A 20,347-nucleotide genomic window follows, 5' to 3' on the forward strand; every position below is an offset into this window, starting at 1 on the left:
GTCCCCGGGACCGAGCCGCCCCCTTCCCCGTTCCCCAAGCCAGTGACCGGGCCGGGACCGATGCAGCCGGTCCCGGGGACCGGTTCAGCCCGGTCCCCAGTGGGCCCGAACCCGGGGACCAAGCCCGTCTCGGTCCGATCACCGGTGGCATCGCCCATCTCGGGTCCCGCCGAGGCCCCGTCTTCCCCGACCGTCGGCCCCGTGCCCGCGTCGGACGCATCGTTCATGCCGCGCCGGCTGCCCACCCCGCCTGCCCGTTCGCTCCGCAGAGCGTTGGGGATCGATGCGTTCAGGTCCCTGTCAGCTCCGGGGACCGGGGCACCGTCCCCCGCCGAATCCGGGACGGCATCGCTGCCCCGTCCCCGGTCGGCAGGGTGGTGCCGAGCTGCCGAACCGTCCCCGTCGGCGGGGTGATGCCGTGGTGCCGCCCCGTCCCCGTGGACGCTGGGGACCGCAGGACGGTCCCGGTCCCCGGTCGCGATCGGGAGGGCGGTCCCGGAACGCGATCCCGCATCCTCTCCGGCGGGACGGTCCCCCGCCGTGGGCAGGCCGGTGTCGGGACCGGCGGCCATCTCGGGGACCAGACGGAGCCGACGGGGACCGTCGTCCTCATCGACGGCCTGCTCGGGGACCGACCGATCACCATCCCCGAGCAGGCCCGCCGCCGCTTCCGCTGCGGGAGCGGGCTGAGGGTGGTGGCGGGTGATGAGGATGTACAGGTGAACGGCGCCGGCGAGGGCGAGCGGGGCGATGGTGGACAAGATGGCGACGACGGTGTCGCCCAGCCGGAGCCCGTGGTGTGCGACCTGCTGGTTGAGGCGGACCGCGTGCAGGGCGTTGGCCCAGATGCTCGCGGCGGTCGCGGTGCCGAACAGCATCCACACGTAGGCGCGGGCGTGCCAGGGAGCGGTGCGGGTGAGGATCAGAGCGCGGACACCGTAGGCGATGAAGCCGTCGATCACGAGCGGGAAGAGGTAGGTGAGGAACCCGCGGACGTGAATGGCGACGGCCATCTGCTGCAGGGCGTCGTAGCTCAGGGCGCATCCGGCCGTCCCGAGGGCGACGATGGCCGTGCGGTCCGAGGCGCCGACGGTGGTGGCGGTCAGGGGCGCGGTGGTGGGGCGGGTCATGCGGCCTTTCCGAGCGCGGTGATCAGAGCGGGGGTGCGCACCTGGCGGGGGACAGGGGAGGAGACGACCTCGCCTGCGCCGGTGCCTGCGCTCTCGTCGCAGGTGATGGTCTGCTCGTCCTCGTCGCCGTACAGGCCCCAGTACCGGTCGCGATCTGCCACGGCGTGGGCGGCTTCGCGCATGAGGTCGCGGGCGTAGTCGAGGTCGAGCTGGAGGATGTAGGCCAGGCGTTCGGGGGTCCAGCCCCGGACGTAGGCGTGGCGGGTGACGGCTTGGCGCTCGGCGTCGCTGAGGTGGACGTCGCGGCCCTGGAAGGCGGCGCGGACCCGGGCGTAGTCCAGCCGCTTGTTGATCTTGGCCTGCCAGGGGCGGCGCTCGGCTTCGGTCAGGCCACCCCACATCCCGTGGCGAATCTCGTTGTCCAGGGCGTGGTTGAAGCAGTCGCGCTTGACCGGGCACCTGCCGCAGATGGACTTGGCCTCGGCGATGGCCCGGTGGTCCCGCGGCTTGGGGAAGAACAGCTCGTCGGCGTCTTCGGGGGCCATGCCGTGGCACAGGCCGCGGGCGTGCCAGCTGTGGTCGGCGATGCCGCGCAGCGGCGTGGGCGGGGCGTCGTCGGTGGTGATGTAGCGCAAGGTGGTCTCCGGGTACGCCTCACGGCCCTTGGGCGGATGGCGCGTCACACCGGTCGTGGGTGCCGGCGGCGCGCGTACGCAGGGTCGGTGAGGAGTGGCAGGGGGCGCAGGCGTCGCTGGTTGCTGTGCCTGGAAGGGATCGGGCGGGGCCGGGTCAGCGGCGCAGGAAGCGGCGGTCCGGGCCGGTGAACTCGATGGGGACGCACATGCCGGACAAGCGGGAGAGCACCCGGTCGCCGACCTTGTCCCGCAGCACCGGCTGGCGGGGGTCCATCGCCGAGGTGCGCACCGGCGGCAGGTTGCTGGTGATGATCGTCGGCAGGTGGTTCTGCGCCCGCCAGTTCAGCAGCCGGAAGTTCAGCTCCTCGGTCCACTCCGAGCCCTTGGCGGCTCCGAGGTCGTCCAGGAGCAGCAGCGGCACGCGGACGATCCGGCGGAGCATGTGCTCGGGGTCCACTCCGGCGCGCGGCCGCATCTCGGCGTACAGGTCGGCGGCGGTAGCCGCGTGCCACCGCACGCCGCACCCCGCAGCAGTCAGGGCCCGGATCGCCCCGTACGCCTCGTGTGTCTTTCCGACACCCGTGGAGCCCCACAGCAGCAGCGATGGCCCATGGGCGACCTGCCGTCGGCCCGCGCTGCCGTAGTGCGGGTTGAGGCCCGTGGCGTACGGGACTGCGGAGGAGTCGGCGATCGTGCGGACCCAGCGGATCACGTCGGGGTGCGCGGGCGTCGCGTCGCGGTAGTCCACGGGGATCCGGGCCTGCGCCGCTTCGAGGGCGGGAATCGGCTCCGGGGTATCCGGTACCGGCGAGGCGGGATCGATGCCCCGCTCGGCGAGCTTCGCCACGAGCCGTGCACGGAGCCGGTCGGACACGGCCGGCTGAGGGTCGGCGAGTCGGGCGCGGGTCACAGGCGGCCTCCGAACGTGGTCGGCTCGGTCGGGTTGAGGTACGGGGTGTAGGAGGAGCGGTTGCTGGCCCAGGGCCCCGCGCCGGAGGCGGACGAGGCCGGAGAACCGTCCTGCTGGGGCTGGGCGTTGACCACCTCGTTCACCAGGCTCGGCAGAACGCTCGGGTGCAGTCCTCGCGCGCGGAGCCGGTCCAGTGCCGTGCGGATGTCCTGCGCGTCGAAGCGCTCCTCCAGCAGCGTCTTGACCTTGCGCCCGAGGAGCCCGAGGACGTCCTCCGGCGGGCGGTGGTGGCAGCCTGCCACGTATTCGGCGACCAGCGACTTCGCCGAGGCCGTCACCGGGGCGGTGTGTGGCGCGGGGGCGCTTGCGCCCCCCAACGGGTTATCTCCTAGATCCCTGTTCCTAGGTCCTAGATCCGGACCGTGAGGGTTCACCGACGCCTCAGTGAGTCCTCCGTGCGCACTCCATGAAGACTCACTGAAACCGCTATGACCTGCGATTTTCCGATCGTGGGGGGCCTCGCGTATTTGGCGGGAGCCCTCAGTGAGCCCTCCCTGATCGCTCACCGGGGTGGCCGTGACGGCTCCCCGCGATGCTGCGGAGGACACGTTGGACGCGTTGTCGTCGTGGTGCGGGCAAGCAGGGTGACGGACGCCGCTGGGCCGGTTGATCTTCTGGTGGCGGCGCCAGGTGACGATATGCAGGTACCGCTTGCCCTCTGCCCCTTCGTAGCGGCAGATCAGCCCGGCGTCGGCGAGCTGGCTCAGGTCCTCCTCGACCTCCAGCGGGCCGTGCTCCGGGCGCAGGGACCACAGCAGCCCGGCGATCACGGCAGGCTGGTCCCGGAATCGGCCGTGATCATCGGCCTGAGTCAGCAGACCGAAGAAGGTGCGCTCCGCCGTGATACTCACCGCGGCCAGGGACTCGGAGCAGAAAGCCTCCGGTTTGATGGTGCGGATACGCGCCATCAGACATCACCCCCCGCCAGCTGTCCTGGCTGTCGCCGGGATGCCGGCCCTCGGCTTGCGGAGGGGTAGGGGAAGCAGCCTGCCGCGCGGGCCGTGTTATCCGGCCTTTTGCGCAGAGCAGTCGGCATGCGACACTCTCCTTCGAAGTGATCACGCTCCGGTATGCCCGTGGAAAGGGCCGGTGCGGTGAAGGTGGGTAAATCTCCAGCCCTTGCATAGGCGGGAGTTCCATTCAGCGTTCGGCGTCCGGGAGTTGCCGCTCCTGGGCGCCGTCGCTATTTCCCGGGCCTACGCGGTCCGGTTGGATCGCGCGTTGCGCATACCGCTCCTTGCGACGTCGACTGCCAGACGGGGCGCCCGGCGGGGAACGACGAACATATGCGCGCCCTGCCTCAAGATCCAGACCTTGCTAAAGAACTCTCCACAGGTCACAGCGGTGCTCGGCGAACAGTCGTCGAGGAGTTCACCGTTCGCCACCTCGGGATGAGGCGAGCGCGGCCTGGACGACCACCCGCTTGCTGTGGCCGTCCGCAGGCCAGCACGTCACCAGCGTCAGCAGCGCCTTGGTGGGTGTTGCGCTGGGGCGGCCTGGGACCTGCGCCGTGACCGCGACGTCGGTCGGGTCGACGGTGGAGACGCCGGTGACGATGTAGGTGTAGGTGATCCGCTCCGGGGTCGACACGGTGATCGAGGCTCCCGGCCTGATGTTGTCGATGTCCCGCAGGGGAGGCGATGGCATGCCAGAGCGGTGGCCGGCGAGGACGAAATTGCCGATCTGGCCCGCGGCTTCAGTGCCGTCGAAGTGCGCAAGTCCGGCACGGAGTTGGTTAGAGCCGGTGCCTTGGTAAACGGGCTGTGCCCAGTCTCTTCCCAGGGCGGGAATGCGCACGACGTCGATGATGGGCCCTCCCGGCCCCGACACCGTGCGTTCGCCGGAGGCGGAGACGTAATCGGCCCAGTCAGCGAGCGCGTGAGCCGCTTCGACGGCTGCCGGGGCGGGGCTGGAAGCGTCGGAGGCGTGCAGGGACGGGCTTGCCTGAGAAGGCGTAGAGGGCTGCCCCTTCTCGGCCTCGGACTCTTGTGTCCAGACGGTGGTCGCGGCCAGTGCCGCTACGGCGATGGCGCCGACGGCAAGAACGCCTCGTTGGCGATTCGCTGGACGGCGAGCGCGTGCGTGTGGGGAAACACCGTTGGAGGGCGTCCGGCCGTGAGCGCGATCTTCCGGACTCGGATTGCTGCTGGGCGCGTTGGGGGGCTTAGGCATGGGTGTATCCAGAGCGCAGGATGAGGGGATGGAGGTACGCGGCGGGGCGGGGACCAGCTCAGGGCCCCCGCCCCGCCGCGGAGATCACGTCGTTGTGCGGCTAGAGACCGCAGGCCAACGTGGGTCAGACGCCGGTTTGCGGCAGCACCTTGATCGTCACCGGCCGTGGCTTGGGCGTCTGCGGGGCCGGGATCTTGGCGTCCTTCACCGCGACGTCGACGGCCTTGCGGCTGGTGACGGTGACGGTCTGGTCCGGGGCGAGCTGGTAGCCCTCCACGGCGCGGGTCTCGTGGACGGTGTACTCGCCGGGGGCGAGGTCCTTGACCTGCCAGAGGCCCTCGGCGTCAGTCTTGCCCTTCGCGGCGACCTTGCCGTCGCGGTCCTTGATCTCGAACTCGACGTTCGCGAGCGGCTTGCCGGTGTCGGCAGCGGTCTTGGCGACCTTGATGCCGCCGGCGAGGTCCGCGACCTTCACGCTGGACTGGGCCTCGGCGCTCGAGGTGCCGCCGAGCACCAGCATGCGCTGGGCATTCATGTTGCTGGGGATGGCGGCGCGCAGGGTGGTGCCGGGCAGGTCCTTGGCCACAGCCTTCACCGTGGCGTCTCCGTCCTTGCCCGCGGTGATCGAGGTCGTGGCAGTGCCGTCGGTACCGGTGGTCACCTGGGCCATGCCGGATCCGGCGCCGGTCGCCGTCAGGCGCACCTTCACTCCGGGCACCTTGGCACCGGAGGCGGCCGTCACGCCGAGGGTGACGCTGACCTTCTCGCCCGGCTTGGCGCTGTTCTGGGTCTTGAGGCTGACCTTGTAGGGGCCGGCGAGCTTTTTGGCCTCGCCCACGTAGGCCAGGGCCCGGGTCTTCGCGGCCGCCGGCACGCCGGCGGCTGTCAGGCGCTGGACGGCGCGCTTGCCGTCGGGGAGGGCGTAGGCGGATCCGGTACCGAGGAAGGTGTAGGTCGCCGCGTCGACTGCGGCGGCCTGCAGGTCGTCCTGTGTCTGGCCGTACTTGGAGAGGACATAGGCGGCACGGAAGGCGTCCTCCTCGGGGACGGGCCTGCCCGTCGCCGACGTCCAGCTGCTGTACTCCTTCACCGGGCCGTAGCCGCCGGACGCCTCGGGGCCGGCGAGCATGGGGTCCGCGCAGTACGCGAGGCCGTCGATGCCGGGAATCTTCTTGCCGGGCGGGCCGTAGGCGCCCAGGTGCGACATACCTGCATGCCCGCTGTCGTCGGGTATCAGGAAGCCGGGGCCCCACCGGTCCGCCGCGCTCGCCACCGGCGTGAGCAGCATGCTCGCGCCCAGAGCAGCCGCCGCGCCAAGCACGATGGGATACCGAACCCGAGGCGCGACGTGCGCGCGGGGCGGGGGAAATGACACACTCATGCAGTCTCCGAATCGGGGGACACCCGACCCGGTCACATCAGGTTTACGAGGCCGTGGGCGTGACCGGGCCGGGTATCAACTCATGTAGAGCGGGATATACCGGGGTTGCGACAAGGGATGCCCGAGGCACCCCTAGCGATCGATACGAAAACCTACCTGAAGTCGATATCGGTAGCAATCTTGGGGATACAGTAATCCTGTATCGCCCGATCCGCCGAGTTTTGGAGACCCGTGCCGCCTCGCCAGTTCCACGGTCCGGGCCTGCGTACGATGCGGCGCGGCCTCGACCTGACCCAGGCCGCCCTTGCCACGATCCTGGGCGTCAGCAAGACCGCGGTCGTCGACTGGGAGAAGGACGACGAGCACTGCCCGCCGCCTGAGCGGCTGCCGGCGATCGCGAAGGCTCTCGGCGAGGATCTCGACGTCCTATTCCCCCGCTACGGTCCGCCGGACCTGGCCGACCTCCGCGCGGACGCTGGCTTCACCCAGTCCAAAGCGGCCGAGGTCCTCGGCACGACGCGCGTGCCGCTGAGCAATGCGGAACGGGGCAAGAAGCCACTTTCGCCGGACCTCCTCGTCCGCATGGCCGCCCTCTACGGGGTCACGGCCGAAGAGCTGGCAGATGCACAGGAGCGCTCTCGCGACACTGTGACAGCAGCGCCTGTGACGATGCTCCGGGCACCCCAGGGGCTGGATGAGAAGCTCCGCCACCTGCTGGAATGCCGCCCCAAGGTGACCTCCACGGACGTGGCCGCGGCCGTTAACCGGAAGACCGGGGCCGGCCTGGAGCCGCAGGACATCGAAGACCTCAGAACGAGGACGCGGAGCGCAGAACAGGTCTTCGCTGGGCTGTCCCTCGCAGCCGTCCGCGACGGACTGGCCGAGGCGCTGGGCGTCGCTCACTTCGAGTTCATGGACCGCGAGGAGGTGGAGCAGGACGTGATCGACGCCCTGGCCTTCTTGACGGACAAGCGCGAGGGCGGGGTGACCGTCGCCGCGCGTGGTGCAACGCGTGGCGTTTCCCCGGAGATGGTGGCCACGATCAAGGAACTTCTGCTGCGCAACTCCGGCAAATAAAAGTAGCTCGCGCGCTGGTTGCCTGCTGCAGAGGCTTAAGGGCTCTGCAGCAGGCAACCAGCGCGCAACAGCAGCACAAGCAACCTCGGTGGTCGGTCGCTCAGGCGGGAACGCTCTGCGCGTGCACCACGGCCGGTGGCTGACCCGCACCGTCGAGAAGAGCGTCGACCGCGGCGGGAGTGATCCGGGCATAGACGTCCTGGACCCGCACCAGCCAACGCCCCTCGCCGATACTGTCGCTGTACGGTTTGGGCGGCAGGGCAGGAGCAGGCCGCTCCGAGCGGCGCCCCTCCCGGGCTGAGTGCAGTGCGGCAGCGATCCAGTACGCCTCAGCCGCAGCCTCCTGGTCCGGATGTTCGACCGTGACCTGCTCGATGACCGGCCAGAGCTCCGGGACTACGTGATGACGGAGCTGCTCAGCCGCGTCACCGATCGCCTGGATCGTGCGATCCAGACGGATGTCCAGGGCAGGCACGTGGCGTACCGCCTCCCGCAGCCGCGATGCGGGAGGCTGGAAGGACAAGCCGGGAAACTGATGGGCGAGGTCCTGACTCAGCGGGTGCAGGTTCCAGAGCATCCGACGGGTCTTCCAGCGCTCGAGCGCCACCCCGGTGGTCGGCAGGCTGGCCCCGCACATGAACAGAAGCGCACCCAACGAATTGAGCAAATTGCTGAGGGAGACCACGAAATGGGTGCTTCCGGGCGAGGGAGGGAAGATCATGGCTCCCCACATGAAGGACACCCGGATCACCGAGTACGCGGCGAAAAGCCAACAGGCCGCAGCACCCAGGGCCAGGCTGATGCGCAGTACTGCCGAGTCGGCGCGCCGGCTGACGTGCCCCCACTGATAGCCGCAGGTCGCGCCCGCTGAGCCCAGGTACAGGTAGAAGCACGTGGCGAACAAACAGGCGCCCCATTCTCCGGCGTGGCTGGCCGTCAAGTCCCTGCTCGGAACGGACCGGTCCACCGCGACGAAGAACAGGAACAGCATCAGAGGAATGACCGCGAGGGTGGCGCGCCGGGACACGCGTGCGACCCGGCGGCAGATCTCGATATGGCGCGGCGGGGCGTCCTGGCTGACGCCGTAGCTGGTCACCGCGTAGCTGAGCAGAGCTAGTGAGGCAGCCATGGCGGCGAAGTCCTTGGTCAGACCGCTCAGGTCCGTGACGCCGAGGCTGTCGATGCCGTGCTCGACCGGCGGAAACCGCGACCAGAGCGCTACGGAAAAGCCTGCTGCGCAGCCCCAGAGGGCGCGCCGCAGGGGATCGCCGTAGCGGATGGCGGGCAGGCGCCACAGCGCGACCGCACTCATCGCGAGGCAGACGAACAGGAGGAAGAAGCTCAAGTGGGCGGTCCTTACAGCCGTCGACCCCGGTGTGGCGGGGCGAGGGGGTGAGTCAAAGTGGCCTCCATAACGCTGAGCAGGTCCTGTCCGAAGGCGGATTGCCTGCGTATCTGCTGCCGGATGAAGGAAGCCGACAGCTCGGCTTCCCGCTCTTCGGCGGTGCCGAAGTGCGCGCGGGCATTCACGACGGCCGTCGGGCCCACGAGTTCGGCAAGAAGCGGCTGGAGAGCTTCGGACAATTCCTCGGCTATCTCCACATCGGTGCCGTGGTCCAGCCACAGATGGGCCAGTTCGTGGAAAATGATATTGGTGGTTTGGTTGGGCGTGGGACGAGGCCGGTAGGCGATGATATGAGTCTGATCGAAACTGAGGCGCAGGCCGCACGCTGAGCGCAGATCAGTCACCGGTGCGGTGACGGGGGCCAGGTGAATGATGCAGCCTCGGGCGCCCTCGATGTTATTGATCAACGTCTCGAGCTTGTACGGGTGGGGCAGAGGAAAGTCTTGCAGCCGTTGCACGCAGTGTCTGCTCAACTTACGCATCTCGCCGCTCTTGAACACCCGGCGAATTGCCATTCCCGCAGCCTGCCTCTCTCGCGGCTCGCTCCTGTCCTGCTGTCCTGGTCCCCCTCCGCTCCTGCTGCGCCCCGGTGCCCCAACCTGCCTTCCCCCTGGTGACCGGCAGCAGAGCAACCCCGCTGGCGCTTGGTAAACCTTCATGATCAACCCGAACGGCGGAAGTGGAACAGCCATAGGCAAGATCGGAATCTCGTCCTCCGGTTAGCTTATTTCAGTTTCCTTCGGGCTCTCACCCCCCGGGGGCGTCCGATGGGCTGCCTAGCCGCGGGCTTCGTAGCGTCAGGCGAGTCCGTCCTGCCCTGGTGAGAGGAAGCTCACTAAAGTCCTTTGAATTGATCTTGAGGGGTGATGGAGTCTTTAAGATCAACACGGATCTGGCCTCGGGATTTGGGTTCCAGATTCCTGGTCTCCGCTCAGCTGTGTCATTCGAGTGGCGGCTGAGTTGAAGATCCTTACTGGTGTGCGATGCGCAGAAAAGGGGTGCAATTGGACTCTGATCATGGAAGGAGTGGCGCCTTCATCGCATGTCTGCTTGCGCATGCCATGTAATCTCGCGCCATGCGATTCTCGGCAAATGCCATCCTTTTCGACAGCGACGAAACACTGGTTTCCTCCCAGCGGTCGGTTTTGCGCGTGTGGAGGCAGTGGGCCGAGTCGTATGGAATGACCCTCGAAGAAGCGATGAGCCGAGTCGAAGTGCACGGCCGGCCAGCTGCCGCGATCATCGCGGACCTCCTGCCTGAGGAACAGGTGAAGGGCGGCGTGCAGCGGCTGGTGGATGCAGAGGTGGCTGACGCGGCTGCTGGCGGCGTGGAGGCTGTTGGCGGTGCCGTCAACTTGCTGGTCTCGCTGCCTCAGGACCGCTGGGCTGTGGTGACGTCCAGCAGTCGGCGGGTGGTCGAAGCGCGCCTAGCCCCGGTCGGTATCCGGCCGAAGTTCTTGGTCACTTCCGACGACGTCACCCACCACAAGCCCCACCCCGAGCCGTTTCTCCTGGCGGCCGAGCGGCTAGGCGTTAACCCGGCCGACTGTGTCGTCGTCGAGGACTCACCCGCCGGGCTGGCTTCCGCGCGGGCGGCTGGCATGGCCACCATCGCTCTAACGACGACGCACAAGGCGCACCAACTCGAGGCAGACGCCACGGTTCCTGATTTCACCGGTGTGTCCGTCCAGGTCACCGAGACCGGCGCTCTGGAGATCACTGTCGGCTGACCAGCCGTGGAGGGGGTCGGATCCAGCACACCCGTGTCGTCGCATAGCCGGGCCCGCAGGCTGTGCAGGCAGGCTTCTGTCACGTCGCTGTCCGGATCTGATTCACCGGAGCGCGGCGTGAAGTGGACCCCGACGCTGTAGCGGGGATGGATGCCTGCGCGCCGACCCCAAAGAAGAGCACTTCCTCGAAATTCTTGATCACCACGGAGTAGGAGACTCAGGCGAAACGATCTTTCGTTCCCGCCGCCGACCTGCGCTTTCACGGAATCGGAATCGCGGTCAGAACCATTTCTGAAGATCCTTATCACCGGTCCATCGTCACAGCGAGTCGCCTGTCTGCCGTGGCTGGCGGGTAGCGGTACGGCGTGCGGCCAGGAGGCAACCTGTCTGACCGCCGCCGACTCCTGCGTGGGTCCACCCGGGACGCTGGTTCACGCGTGGGTGATCATCCTCGGACCACCACGTGGACGTGGAGGTGCTTCGACTCCTGATAGTCGCCGAGGTTCGTGATCACCTGGGCGGCGCCGTGCTTCTCCAACACGTCGGTCGCCACCTGACGAACGATCTTCATGACCGCAGCGAGCAGTTCCTCGCCGCCCTCTCCGAGATCCACGAGCGACGGTGTGTGCTGCTTGGGTACCACCACAATGTGCACCGGATAGGACGGCCGGGTGTGCTCGAAGGCGAGTATCTTGTCGGTCTCGGCGACCACGGTGACCGGCGTGCGGCCGCTCAGGGCCTCGTCGCAGTAGAAGTCGCTCATTCCAGGCTCGCCTCTCGCCGGTCGATCGCCGTCCGCGCGTACGACGCCATGACCAGCCGCTTTGTCGTGTCGGCGTCGAACCAGTGCAGCATGATCCCTTCGGTGAGCGGCAGCGCGTGCGCGTCCCCGTCCCACTGACCGTGGAAGATCGTGATCATCCCTTTGGAACGGTCCAGATCGTGCGCAGGCAGCACCCCGAAGACCCGAAGGTCCGGAATCGCCAGCTCGGCTTCCTCCAGTAGCTCCCGCCGGATCGCCTCTTCCGGGGTCTCGTCATCGCTGTCGCGGTTCCCGCCGATGAACGACCACGTTCCCGGGTCGCAGATGCCCGGGATGTTGTCGCGGAGGTGGAGGAGGTACTGGCCTCGGGCGTTGTAGATCAGTGCCGCCGTGCCCTCCGGCACGTCGTTCGTCGTCATCGTCCGGTCTCCTCGCTTGTGGCCGGCGGGTACCCGTACCTCGCCCGGATCTCGGCGTCATACTCCGCGTGCGGCCCCAGGCCCACGGTGGCACGGCGCTCGTCGAGCCGGTCTGGGTCGGCGATCGGCCGGGGCCCGTAGTAGCCCTTGTTGTTGTCGAAGTACTGCGTTCCGTACGTTTGCTCCTGCTGCTGGGCGACCTGGCAACGATCGGTCAGGTAGGCGAAGTGCCGCGGCAGGGCCTCGCCGGCTTCCACAGCTGCTGTCAGGAGCTGGAGCGCGTGCAGCTGGAAGGGCAGGTCCTGGTCGGCGTGCTGTGCGATTCACTAGTCAAGTCCACTGTCGGGATGGGGACTGTCGAATCCCGAACCAACCGCCGGAGCCTGCCCTGTCACGCGACCGACGCGGGCCCATCGTAGTGACGTGATCGATCAACTGACCGGTTGGGCCTACCAGATGGTCTTCACCAGCAACACCCAACGCACCGAGCAATCACACCCTGACTCGACTTCTATAACACTGGCCGCCGACACACCGCACTCGGCGGCCAGCCACCGATCAGCCGACTGTCACCAACGTCATGACCGAGTGCACCTGGACCAGCGCGGATAGATCAGCGCCCGCTGTGAGCGTCCGCGTTCTGTTCCGTCCGTGCCATGCCGGCCGGCTCTGCGTCCTGGGCGTGATGGGGGTCGCCGGGAGCGAGGGCACGGGCGAAGGCAATCATGGAAGCATGGCGCTGTCCGGGATCGAGGTGCAGAGCGGTGCTCAGAGCCCGCTGAAGGCCCGGCCACTGGAGCGGGAGCCATCCGGGGAGCGGTGCCGGGACGGTGCCGGTGATCGCTTCCAGCATGTCCGGCTCCGTTTTCTGAGGGGGGACCGCGTAGGTGCCGGAGAGCATGAGGTAGAGCACGGCCGCGACGGAGTACTGGTCGGATGCGGGCGTGGCAGTGGGCAGCGATACCTGCTCGCGCAGGGCGAGGGCGATTTCGGGCGCCGTGTAAATGGTGATCTGGCTGCAGTAGCCCATGGGGGCGTCGTCGATGCGTGCGGCACTTTCGAAATCGATGATCGTGACGTGGTGTTCGCTCCCGACCAGGATGTTGCCGGGGTGAACATCCCCGTGAGCGACTCCGCGGGAGTGGAGCCTGGCATACCCATGACACAGGGCCAGCGCGAGGGACTGGGCGAAGGCCAAGGACCCGGCTGAGGGCCGTTGCATCAGAAGTCTGGAGCCCTCCAGGAGCAGACCGAGTGTCGGGCCTGGGCGGTGTTCCGTGATCAGGTACCGCCACCCCGACCGTGTCCCGGATTCGATGAGCAGCGGCGTACCGTCCTGTTCGTTGAGGAATCGGAGGATGGCTTCCTCATTGTCCATGGCGGCATGAGCTGCCCGTGGCGCATGAGGGCACAAGGCTTTGACCATGGCCCGATGCCCTTGCTCGGATACTGCCTCCTGGGTAAGTGCTGTGCCCTGCCGCGGGATGGCGTGGGTGACGGTATAGCCGGCCCAGTTGTTCTCCGGCTCGTCAGGACAGGTGTGCGGTACCGGCATGCTCATTTGTGTGTCCCGGCTCGTTGGCACGGCAGGAGAAGGGGGCAGGCGACGAGACAGTGCTGGTGAACGGATCGCCGTAGGCGGTTGCAAGGCGCGCCCGGCAAATTGCGGGAGCGCGCCTTGTCGGCCTATGACGGCCGATGCCCGATGGGACCGGAATCGGCCGGCTCAACATGTTGGGGGTGCGTGCACGGAAGCCTGCTGGGTGGCAGGGGTGAGGAGCTCGCCCCTGCCACCCAGACGCGGCCCGTGCACCAGCCCGTGGGATGAGGCAGGTGTTACTTCAGTGCCTCGATGGGTCCACCGTTGATGACGTTCCCGAAGATGTTCCCGAAGGTGCCGACATTGCCCGCGAGCTTACCGATCTCGGCTCCCACGGACGACAAGAACATGGGGCGCGCGGTCTGGGCAGCGGCGGGGGCCATGGACCAGGTGCCTGTCACCCTGGTGGTGTGGTGGGCACTGGCGTGCGCGGCCGTACTCGCCAGCAGCGTGGCGCCTACCGCCGTCGCGCTCACCACCAGCGCCCGCCTGGCGAATCGCTGAATGCTCCCGCCCGCGCCCACTGGGGAACCTCCGTCCGGCCTGCTCTCTTCACCACTCATTGCCCACCCCTTCTCTGGCTGTCTCGACCCGACACGATTCCCGCGACAGGCATAGGAATGAAAAACTGCCCGCCCGCTGGCCGAATGCACCCGGACACGGACCCAACTGCCAAGCGCACAGGTGCCTCTCAGGGCGCGCCAGGCCACCCGCGCGCCCTGATAACTCGCATATTCCGAAGGTTTTCGAGCATCTTGGGTCACTGCGCCACGCCACAGCCAGGACCGGCATATCGGCGTATCGCAGCGGCAGCTTCCCGTACCTCCTGATTGCCGCCGACCGCATCTGGCCGTTGGGTCCTACTCTGCGGGCCTCACCCGGGTCGCGCAGCGGCTGTAGGGCCCTGTTGCTGTGGGAGCGGATGATGAGGTAGTGGCTATGGAAGTTGGTGCGTTGGTGCACCAGCGGGGGACAGACGTGAACGGGTCTCGGAAGAGATGGTGACGCCGCCGTCGCCCAGTTGCGCTTTGAGGGCCACGTGATCAAGGACGAGGACGTCGCCCGGCTGTCGCCGCTGACGGACCGGCACTTCGGCTTCCTTGGGCCGCTGCCTGTTCAACATCGCGGCGAGCGGCTCCGACCAGGGCCTGCGGCCCCTGCGCGACCCGGACGCGGTCGATCCTGACCAGGACACCGAACGCTGGCGGAAGAGGCCTTTGTCTTGGTGTCCGGGTGTCCTCACGGGGCCTTGTTGCGTTCCTTCGTTGTCGCTGGTCACCGGCGCGGAGAGGGCTGTCGAGGACGGACGTGCCTATTGAGGCTGCCCGGCGGTGAGCGCCAGCATCACGATGAGCGGGTTGAGTGGCCCGGTGTATGGATCGGCTTCCCGTACGGCTCTTTCGTAGGTGGTCTCGTCCTCGCTGGGCCCAGAGAAAGAGCTCCGCCGAGGGGTGCTCTGTCAAGCCGATGGGCGGCCTTTCGTTCGGCCGGGTGGTGTGAGCTTGGCCGTGACGGTCGGGTGGGCATGGTCTGCCTGAGGGGGCGGCTGTGGTGCCTGGATCGCCGGCCGGATGCCCGGCGGTGCCGAGTGCGGTGCAGGCTGTGATGGGAGAGTTGGCATGACAGTCGAAGCATTCGTGACAGAGCCGATCGCGGTCGTCGGTATGGGGTGTCGGTTCGCTCCCGACCTTTCATCTCCTGAGGACTTGTGGCGGTTCCTGGTCAGCGAAGGCGATGCGGTTCGTGGTGTTCCGGCAGACCGTTGGGCCTCGTTCGAGGAACGGAGCCCGCTGGAGCGGGGTGTGCTGCGGAACGCGACGCGCCATGCCGCCTATCTGGACGATGTCCAGGGGTTCGACGCCGTGTTCTTCGGCATTTCGCCCCTTGAGGCCCTCTACATCGACCCGCAGCAGCGGCTGGCCCTTGAGGTGGCGTGGGAGGCGCTGGAGCACGCGGGTATCCCTCCCGATTCGCTGCGGGGAACGGATGCCGGGGTGTATATCGGGGTGACCTTCGGCGAGTACGGGCTGCGCACCATGGCGGATCTGGCCGATATTCAGCCGTGGGCCGGCCTGGGGGCCGCGTACTACGCGGTGCCCAACCGGATCTCCTATCTGCTGGATTTGCGGGGTCCCAGTCTCGCGGTGGATACAGCGTGCGCGTCGTCGTTGTCCGGGGTTCACCTGGCCTGTCAGAGTCTGCGGACGGGCGAGTCCTCGCTGGTGATCGCGGGCGGGGTGAGCGTGCTGAGCGCGCCGCACAGCACAGTCGCCCTGGATGCGATGGGGGTGACCGCGCCGGACGGGCGCTCGAAAGCGTTCTCGGCCGACGCCGACGGGTACGGCCGTGGCGAGGGCGTTGGGATCGTGGTGCTCAAGCGGCTTGGCGACGCGCTCGCCGCCGGTGACCGTGTGTGGGCGGTGATCCGGTCCAGTGTGGTGCAGCATGACGGCAAGACCGACGCGATCATGATCCCTGGCCGTGAGGCTCAGGAGAACATGCTCCGCGACGCCTACCGGCGCGCGGGCATCGCCCCCGAGCACGTCGACTACATCGAGGCCCACGGCACCGGCACACCGGTGGGTGATCCGATCGAGGCCGCGGCTCTGGGCGCCGTGGTGGGAGCCGGGCGGCCGGCTTCTGATCCGTGTCTGATCGGTTCGGTCAAGCCGAACATCGGGCACCTGGAGGCCGGCGCGGGGGTCGCCGGGCTGATCAAAGCGGTCCTGGCGGTGCATCACGCCCGGATCCCACCGACCACGCACTGCCCGACGCCGAACCCGTCGATCGACTGGGAGGCTGCACGACTGCGGGTGGCCACCTCGCTGACATCGTGGCCGCGCACTGGCCAGCCGCGGCGGGCCGGGGTCTCCAGCTACGGCTACGGGGGTGTCATCGCCCACGTGGTCCTCGAACAGGCTCCCGTCCCGATCGGTCACCGGGAACATCAGGTGGCTGACCGGATGCCCATGCTGTTTCCCGTCTCAGGCTCCACAGCGGCGGCGCGCGGCGACAACGCCCGCCACCTGGCCGACTGGCTCAGCTCCCACCCGCAGTCCTGCCTGCCCTGCCTGGGCCACACCTTGTCCCGCCGCAGGAACCATCTCCAGCACCGCTCCGGCGTCGTGGCGAACACGTCGGAGGCGTTGCGGCTAGGGCTCGGGCGCTTGGCGGAGGGCAAGTGGACCCCGGTCCTGGCCGTCGGCTCTGTCGCGGCCGGAAGGCCGGTCGAGCCGGTGTGGGTGTTCTCCGGGCACGGCGCGCAGTGGCCTGGGATGGGCCGGGATCTGCTCGCGACCGAGCCTGCCTTCGCCGCCGCAGTTGACGAGCTGGGGGCGGTGTTCCGGGACGAGCTCGCGATGACCGCGCGCGAGTTGCTTGCGCAGGAGGACTTCTCGGCTGTCGAGCTGGCTCAGCCTGTGGCGTATGTGATGCACATCGGTTTGGCGGCACTGTGGCGGTCCTACGGGGTGAGGCCCGGGGCCGTGATCGGGCATTCGGTCGGCGAGATCGCCGCCGCGGTCGTCTCCGGTGCTCTCACCCCCGTTCAGGGCGCCCAGGTGGTGTGTCGCCGCTCGCGCTTGTTCGGGCGTGTCGACGGGCAGGGCGCGATGGCCCTCGTGGGCCTGCCGTTCGCCACGGTGGAAGAACAGCTGAGCGGACGAACGGATGTGGTCACGGCCATCCACGCCTCCCCGGAGTCCACCGTGATCTCCGGGACGGAGCAGGCCGTCACCGAACTGTACGCGCGGTGGCGGGACGAGGGCCTGGTGGCGGTGCGCGTCAACAGCTCCGTCGCCTTCCACAGCCCCCAGGTGGACTGCCTCATCGACGACCTCGTAGCGGACCTGGCCGGCCTCACCCCCCGCGCGCCTTCACTGCCCGCCTACACTTCCACCCTCGCCGACCCGCGGTCGGCCGCGGTGCGCGACGGCAGGTTCTGGGCCGCCAACATGCGGCACATCTGCCGCTTCAGCCCCGCAGTCGCGGCCGCGGTCGCCGACGGCCACCGCCTGTTCCTGGAGATCTCCTCACTCCCTCTGGTCACCCACTCACTGGAGGAGACCCTCAGCCACCTGGGCGTTGAGGACGGCGTAGTGGCCCACACACTGCGCCGCGACCGGCCCGTGCGCGACACCTTCCTGAAGAACCTGGCCACCCTGCACTGCAACGGCAGCCCAATCGCCTGGGACCGTCTCCATCCAGAGGGCGAGCTGCTCGAACTGCCCACCAATGCCTGGCAGCACCGCCCTTACTGGGCCGAGCCCGCACCAGGTGTCGGCGCACGCGGCGGCCACAACCCGGCCGCCCACACTCTCCTCGGACCCCGCCAGGGTGTCGGCGGCGAGCCCATCGACATCTGGTGCACTCGACTCGACGACGCCAGCCGCCCCTACCCCGGCCGCCACCCCGTCCATGGAGTGGAAATCGTGCCGGCGGCCGCGCTCCTGGCCACCTTCCTGGAAACCGGCAGCCCCGAGCGGCCCGTACGCGCCCTCACCGACATCGCATTGAAAACTCCGGTCGCCCTCACCCCGCCACGCGAGGTCCAGGTCATCCGGCATGCCGACACCGTAAAACTCCTCACGCGCATCGCCGACGAAGCCAGCACCGCCCCCAGCACCTGGCTGACCCACACCACAGCCACCCTGTCGTACACGGACCTGATCGACGGCCAGCAGTTCCCCGACTTCCACCAGGTGCGCGACCGCTGCCAGGAGCCCCTCACCGGACACGTCGAGCGGCTGCTGGCCGACATCGGAGCCGACGGCATCGGCTTCGACTGGCAGGCCGTCGACCTCCGGCGCGGCACCGGGGAAATGACCGCCCGCATGACTCTCGGCAGCCGGTCAAGCGGCACTGCGTCCTGGGCCACGCTCTTCGACGCCGCCGTCTCGCTCACCCCCCTGGTGCTGCCCGACCAGAGCACCCAGCGCATGCCCGCCCGCATCCGCACGGTTGCCGTGCACGGCGACACGCCACCCGCTGAGATCAACGTCGTCGCCCGCCTGCACCCCCATACACCCGCCGAGGCCGTCGACGTGTGGGTCACCGACGCAAACGGCCGACCCGTGGCCTGCATCATCGACATCACCTTCGGCCTCCTCGACGTCGGCTCCACCCAGGTCAGCGACCCGCAACGCCTTCTCCACGAAATGACATGGCGCCCCCTGCCCCTGCCCTCGGGCTCCGGCCATCGACTGAGCCAGATCGTTCTGGTCGGCGACCACACGGGACTGGCTGAACAGCTCACCACAGCCTGCGCCGCCCGGGGGATCCGCTTCCTGCAGGCACAGCACCCGAACGAGCTTCCCGGCCTCATCGCGAAGCTCACCGCTCCTACCGAGGTGATCGTCACCCCGGCCCTGCCCACCAGGACCGAGGACCTCGCCCAGAGCGCGGCCGACGCCGTATCGACCTTGACCGAGACCTGCCGATGGCTCGCCGCGCACCAGGGCGGGAGCACCCGCTTGTGGTGCCTCACCCGCGGAGTACGCAACGCCGGGCATCTGAGCGCAGCCGCCCACGCCTCGCTGTGGGGGGCCGGTCGGGTCATCGCCAACGAGCACCCCGACCTCTGGGCCGGCACCATCGACATTCCCGTCGACGGCCCCGACCGCGACCTCACCGATCAGCTGCTGCAGGTCCTCAGCGCCACGCCCGGCGAGGACGTCCTGTCCCTCGTCGACGGCGAAGTCCACGCGCCCCGGCTGGCCGTCATCGAAAGGGAACCCGACCGCGGCCCGCTGGTCCTCAAACCCGAAGGCACCTATCTCGTCACCGGCGGACTCGGCTCACTCGGCCTGGAAGCTGCCCGCTGGCTCGTCACCCACGGCGCACGACGCCTCGTCCTGGCAGGCCGGACCCCACTGCCCCCGCGCACCCAATGGTGCTCCGTCCTCGACCCACAGACTCGCAGCCGGATCGACACCATCACCGAGCTCGAAGCCCTCGGCGTCACCGTCCGCACTCTCGCCCTGGACATTGCCGACCAGCCCCAGGCCACCCGCCTCCTGACACCGGAGTCGCTCGGGCTTCCGCCCATCCGCGGAATCGTCCACGCAGCCGGCGTCCTCAACGACCAACTCATCGACCACCTCGAGGAGTCCTCGCTCCGCGCGGTCCTGCGCCCCAAGATCGGCGGCGCGCTCACCCTGCACACGCTGTTCCCCCCAGGAACCATCGACTTCCTCTTCCTGTTCTCCTCCTGCGGGCAGCTCTTCCAGGTCCCGGGGCAGACTGCCTATGCGGCCGGCAACAGCTTCCTCGACACCCTCGCAGCCCACCGCGCACCCCTGGACAGCATGACCACCACCAGCCTGGCCTGGACCGCCTGGCGCGACGGCGGCATGGCCAGCGCCCACGACGCCATCGCCCACCTCATGCAGGCCCACGGCACCAGCGACCTCAGCACCCCGGAGGCGCTTCGCGCCTGGGACCTCGCCACTCGCATCGCAAGCCCCTACCTCGCCATCCTGCCCATCCTCCCGCTACCCGTCGGCACAACCCGCCTCCCCGTGTTCAGCGAACTCAGCCCCACAGACACCAGCGCCGGTCATGACACCCCACAGAAAGACGGTCCTCCCGACTGGACAGGGCTGTCCGCCGCCGAAGCCCAAGCCCGGATCCACAGCATCGTCACCGACGCCGTCGCCACCACCATGCGGTTGCCCACCACCGACATCGACCCCCGCTGCCCACTCGTGGAGATGGGCATCGACTCGGTCATGACGATGAAGATCCGCGGCATCCTTCAGCGCAAGACGGGCATCAGCCTGCCCGCCAACCTCCTGTGGCAGCGCCCAACCACCCACGCCATCACCGCCTACATCCACGACACTGTGACGAGCACTCGCGAACATCCGCAGAATTCCGGGTCGGAGTAGGATCCCCGCCGACCCCCGGCCCGCGGTTGCCCGCATCGTCGGTGATCGCGCTCCTCACGTGCTTGACGATGCCGCCGATCCCGGTCAGTTCCTCACGCTGCCCACGCCTGGCGCTGGGCCCGCGCCTGGTATCTGCAGCGCGGCATCGCCGAGTTGCCGGCGGCCCTCTCGCACCTTC

At 68.5% G+C, this 20,347-nt stretch carries 16 protein-coding genes and 1 pseudogene; 5 read left to right on the forward strand and 12 right to left on the reverse strand.

The window, feature by feature from the left end:
* The 6 genes from K6I33_RS02815 to K6I33_RS02840 form a co-directional block, all read right to left on the reverse strand.
* Window positions 1-1,130: DUF2637 domain-containing protein (locus K6I33_RS02815; RefSeq protein ID WP_229348051.1), on the reverse strand; the 1,130-nt coding region annotated here is incomplete at its 3' end.
* Window positions 1,127-1,765, reverse strand: coding sequence for a WhiB family transcriptional regulator (locus K6I33_RS02820; RefSeq protein ID WP_229348088.1), 639 nt, complete (start codon window positions 1,763-1,765; stop codon window positions 1,127-1,129). The genes K6I33_RS02815 and K6I33_RS02820, both read right to left, overlap by 4 nt.
* A gap of 154 nt (window positions 1,766-1,919) precedes the next feature.
* On the reverse strand, window positions 1,920-2,675 hold the full coding sequence (locus tag K6I33_RS02825) for an ATP-binding protein (protein ID WP_229348052.1): 756 nt from the start codon (window positions 2,673-2,675) through the stop codon (window positions 1,920-1,922).
* Window positions 2,672-3,643, reverse strand: coding sequence for a hypothetical protein (locus tag K6I33_RS02830; protein WP_229348053.1), 972 nt, complete (start codon window positions 3,641-3,643; stop codon window positions 2,672-2,674). Before K6I33_RS02830 ends, K6I33_RS02825 begins: the two co-directional genes overlap by 4 nt.
* Window positions 3,644-4,106: 463 nt before the next feature.
* A complete protein-coding gene (locus K6I33_RS02835) occupies window positions 4,107-4,907 on the reverse strand; it encodes a class E sortase (protein WP_229348054.1) in 801 nt (266 codons plus the stop codon).
* 124 nt (window positions 4,908-5,031) lie between these two features.
* Window positions 5,032-6,195, reverse strand: a complete 1,164-nt coding sequence (locus K6I33_RS02840; protein ID WP_229348055.1) for a collagen binding domain-containing protein — start codon at window positions 6,193-6,195, stop codon at window positions 5,032-5,034.
* Window positions 6,196-6,558: 363 nt separating this feature from the next.
* Between K6I33_RS02840 and K6I33_RS02845 the strand changes: the two genes are divergently transcribed.
* Window positions 6,559-7,365, forward strand: coding sequence for a helix-turn-helix transcriptional regulator (locus tag K6I33_RS02845; protein WP_229348056.1), 807 nt, complete (start codon window positions 6,559-6,561; stop codon window positions 7,363-7,365).
* A 100-nt stretch (window positions 7,366-7,465) separates the two neighbouring features.
* Here the strand turns inward: K6I33_RS02845 and K6I33_RS02850 are convergent, their stop codons facing one another.
* Together K6I33_RS02850 and K6I33_RS02855 are read right to left on the reverse strand one after the other, a co-directional pair.
* Window positions 7,466-8,710: an MAB_1171c family putative transporter gene (locus K6I33_RS02850; RefSeq protein WP_229348057.1), complete on the reverse strand. Its 1,245-nt coding sequence runs from the start codon at window positions 8,708-8,710 to the stop codon at window positions 7,466-7,468.
* A gap of 11 nt (window positions 8,711-8,721) precedes the next feature.
* Window positions 8,722-9,285: an ImmA/IrrE family metallo-endopeptidase gene (locus K6I33_RS02855; RefSeq protein ID WP_229348058.1), complete on the reverse strand. Its 564-nt coding sequence runs from the start codon at window positions 9,283-9,285 to the stop codon at window positions 8,722-8,724.
* Window positions 9,286-9,846: 561 nt separating this feature from the next.
* On the opposite strand from K6I33_RS02855, the gene K6I33_RS02860 reads away from it, so the two are divergent.
* On the forward strand, window positions 9,847-10,500 hold the full coding sequence (locus K6I33_RS02860) for an HAD-IA family hydrolase (protein ID WP_229348059.1): 654 nt from the start codon (window positions 9,847-9,849) through the stop codon (window positions 10,498-10,500).
* Between the two features lie 445 nt (window positions 10,501-10,945).
* Here the strand turns inward: K6I33_RS02860 and K6I33_RS02865 are convergent, their stop codons facing one another.
* From K6I33_RS02865 to K6I33_RS02875, 3 genes are read right to left on the reverse strand one after another with little or no spacing between them, the layout of a single operon-like run.
* Window positions 10,946-11,263, reverse strand: a complete 318-nt coding sequence (locus K6I33_RS02865; RefSeq protein WP_229348060.1) for an HIT family protein — start codon at window positions 11,261-11,263, stop codon at window positions 10,946-10,948.
* Entirely contained in the window at window positions 11,260-11,682 is a 423-nt protein-coding gene (locus K6I33_RS02870; RefSeq protein WP_229348061.1) for an NUDIX domain-containing protein, read from the reverse strand. Before K6I33_RS02870 ends, K6I33_RS02865 begins: the two co-directional genes overlap by 4 nt.
* Window positions 11,679-12,005 carry a DUF6624 domain-containing protein gene (locus K6I33_RS02875; protein ID WP_308297035.1) on the reverse strand — a complete coding sequence of 109 codons (327 nt, stop codon included), beginning with the start codon at window positions 12,003-12,005 and terminating at the stop codon, window positions 11,679-11,681. The genes K6I33_RS02870 and K6I33_RS02875 overlap by 4 nt, the downstream gene beginning before the upstream one ends.
* Before the next feature lie 115 nt (window positions 12,006-12,120).
* On the opposite strand from K6I33_RS02875, the pseudogene K6I33_RS02880 reads away from it, so the two are divergent.
* A pseudogene (locus K6I33_RS02880) lies at window positions 12,121-12,266 on the forward strand (IS481 family transposase); the annotation flags it as partial.
* Between the two features lie 29 nt (window positions 12,267-12,295).
* Here K6I33_RS02880 and K6I33_RS02885 read toward each other — a convergent pair.
* Window positions 12,296-13,243, reverse strand: coding sequence for a protein kinase (locus K6I33_RS02885; RefSeq protein WP_229348063.1), 948 nt, complete (start codon window positions 13,241-13,243; stop codon window positions 12,296-12,298).
* Between the two features lie 342 nt (window positions 13,244-13,585).
* Between K6I33_RS02885 and K6I33_RS02890 the strand changes: the two genes are divergently transcribed.
* Window positions 13,586-13,786 (forward strand): hypothetical protein, encoded by a 201-nt coding sequence (locus K6I33_RS02890; protein ID WP_229348064.1) that lies wholly within the window; start codon window positions 13,586-13,588, stop codon window positions 13,784-13,786.
* A 1,115-nt stretch (window positions 13,787-14,901) separates the two neighbouring features.
* Complete coding sequence (locus K6I33_RS02895) at window positions 14,902-20,169, forward strand: type I polyketide synthase (RefSeq protein WP_229348065.1); 5,268 nt, start codon at window positions 14,902-14,904, stop codon at window positions 20,167-20,169.
* The last annotated feature ends 178 nt before the right edge of the window (window positions 20,170-20,347 follow it).

The sequence above is a fragment of the Streptomyces sp. UNOB3_S3 genome (assembly GCF_020740895.1).
GTDB lineage: Bacteria > Actinomycetota > Actinomycetes > Streptomycetales > Streptomycetaceae > Streptomyces.